General features: G+C 53.5%; 2 protein-coding genes. One reads left to right on the top strand and one right to left on the bottom strand.

What is annotated here, in order from left to right; all coding sequences use genetic code 11:
* Positions 1 to 356: 356 nt before the first annotated feature.
* Entirely contained in the window at positions 357 to 923 is a 567-nt protein-coding gene (locus tag lacNas_RS03020) for an NUDIX hydrolase (RefSeq protein WP_201330614.1), read from the bottom strand.
* A 159-nt stretch (positions 924 to 1,082) separates the two neighbouring features.
* Here lacNas_RS03020 and cysS point away from each other — a divergent pair.
* Positions 1,083 to 2,358 (top strand): cysteine--tRNA ligase (gene cysS, locus lacNas_RS03015; protein WP_201346572.1); only part of this gene is annotated, 1,276 nt, incomplete at its 3' end.

Here is a 2,358-nt window from a genome sequence, read left to right as displayed (position 1 = left end):
ATCAGCTGTCTCACGGCAGCTGACCTTACACTGCCGCTGACTAGTCGCCGGAAAAAATTCCGGGAACACCCAGGGCAGCCGTGGTAACGCTCGCTAGCGGGAGGGCCTACTGGTTTTCGGCCGACCAGTTCTTAGATGTGTTTCGCCGGTTGCCTTCTGCTCAATCCCACCATCTAGAGCTCTCTGGAAAAAGACGGGGCCGGTTACTCTTCTAATCGATACTTTTCTTAAAATGCTTTAATTTTTAATTAATGTAATCTTAAAACGACTTTTAGAGTCTGTCAAGAACTTTTTTGAGCGAATTGGCAAATCTTGACCCGACCAAGCAAAAAACTCTGGCAAGGATGCCAGAGTTTTTATTTTGCCGGATAGTCCTTGAGCTTGCCGTTGAGCTTCTTGTAGATCCGGTCGACAAACCAGGGCTCGCTTGATTTCTTAAGGGCCTCGTCTAAGCCAAACCAGGCCACGGCCTTGTTTTCGTCTTCCTTGGGTCTGACCGGCAGGCGGTCATCGGCTTCCAGGAGATAAGTGACGTTTAAGTGCAGGTGAGAAGGGACGTACTTGCCGTTTTTTTCATGTCCGTCAACGGTCAGAATTTCCACGGAATAGATTTGCTCCGTGACCGGCTTGGCGCTGACCCCGCTTTCTTCTTCTACTTCCTTCAGGGCCACGCGCAAAAGGTCGTGGTCGCCGTCAGCGTGCCCGCCCAGCCAGGCCCAGGAGTCATAGATCCGGTGGTAGGCCATCAAGACCTTGCTTCTTTGCTGGTTGACCACCCAGGCCGAAGCCGTGAAGTGTTCAGCCAGATTGGACCGCAGAAACAGCTCCTCTCCGCTTTCCAGCCGGTAGATCATTTCCTTGACGTCGGCAGCTTCTTGCTCATTGCATGGCTGGTAATTTTTTAAATCTTCGACCAGGCTCATCGCTTTCCTCTTTTCTTTATTCTTTGAAAAACAGTTTTCTTCAGATTTTACCACTGCCATCCGGTATTTTGCCGCCAACAAAAAGAATTGTCTGTTAAAATGAAGAGTGAATTATTTGCAGGTAAGGAAAAACTTTTATAAAGAAAGCAGGAAAATCTCGTGAAAGTTTTCAACACTTTAACTCGGCAAAAAGAAGAATTTGTTCCGCTGGTTCCCGGCCAGGTCAGCATGTACGTCTGCGGGCCGACGGTCTACAACTACATCCACATCGGCAATGCCAGAAGTGCCATCGCTTTTGACACCATCCGCCGCTACTTTGAATACAAGGGCTACCAGGTCAAGTACGTTTCCAACTTTACCGACGTTGACGACAAAATGATCAACGAGGCCCGCGCTGAAGGCACCACGGTGCCGGAGCTGGCAGAGCGCTACATCAAGGCCTTTTTGGAAGACACCCGGGCTTTGAACATTGAAGATGCTACCCTGCACCCGCGCGCTACTCACGAAATCCCGGCCATCATCGACTTCATCCAGACCCTGATCGACAAGGGCTATGCCTATGAAGCTGACGGGGACGTCTACTACCGGGCCAAGAAGTTCGCTGACTACGGCCGCTTGAGCGACCAGAACATCGACCAGCTGGAAGAAGGGGCATCCCAGCACGTCAATGACGAAGAACAGGGCCGCAAGGAAGACCCGATCGACTTTGCCCTCTGGAAGGGGCAGAAGGCGGCCGATGAAATCGCCTGGGATTCGCCATGGGGCAAGGGCCGGCCAGGCTGGCACATCGAGTGCTCGGTCATGTCCACCAAGTACCTGGGCGACACCCTGGACATCCACGGGGGCGGGCAGGACCTGGAATTCCCGCACCACGAAAACGAAATTGCCCAAAGCGAGGCCAAGACGGGCAAGAAGTTCGTCAACTACTGGCTGCACAACGGCTTCGTGACGGTCGGCAAGGATGAGGAAAAAATGTCCAAGTCCCTGCACAACTTCGTGACCGTCCACGACATCTTGCAGACCGTTGATCCGCAGGTGCTCCGCTTCTTCATGGCCAGCGTCCAGTACCGGAGCCAGATCAACTACTCAGAAGAAAACCTGGCGCAGGCCGCCAACATTTTGGACCGGTTCAAAAACACCCTGGAAGGGATCAACTACCGCCTGGAGGACGCGACCGAATCAGCGGCCGACCCGGCCCTGGCAGCTCTTTTGGCTGAAACCAAGGACAAGTTTGCCGCCGCGATGGACGACGACTTCAACGTTCAAAACGCCCTGACCGCCATCTACGAGGCCTTGCCGGCTGTAAATTCCAGCGTCAACGCGGAAAGAGCCGACAAAGACAGCCTCAAGGCCTTTAAGGAAAGCCTGACGGCCTGGCTCGGCGTCTTCGGCATCGATGCCAGCCAATTGCTGGCCCGGGAAAGCGGCGATGACG

Source organism: Lactobacillus nasalidis, from assembly GCF_016587775.1.
GTDB lineage: Bacteria > Bacillota > Bacilli > Lactobacillales > Lactobacillaceae > Lactobacillus > Lactobacillus nasalidis.
Note: the sequence above shows the minus strand (reverse complement) of the source record. Positions and strands in the feature narration are given on the sequence as shown.

Coding starts and splice junctions, on each gene's coding strand:
- lacNas_RS03020 (WP_201330614.1), bottom strand. CDS start 923: ATGAGCCTGGTCGAAGATTTAAAAAATTACCAGCCATGCAATGAGCAA.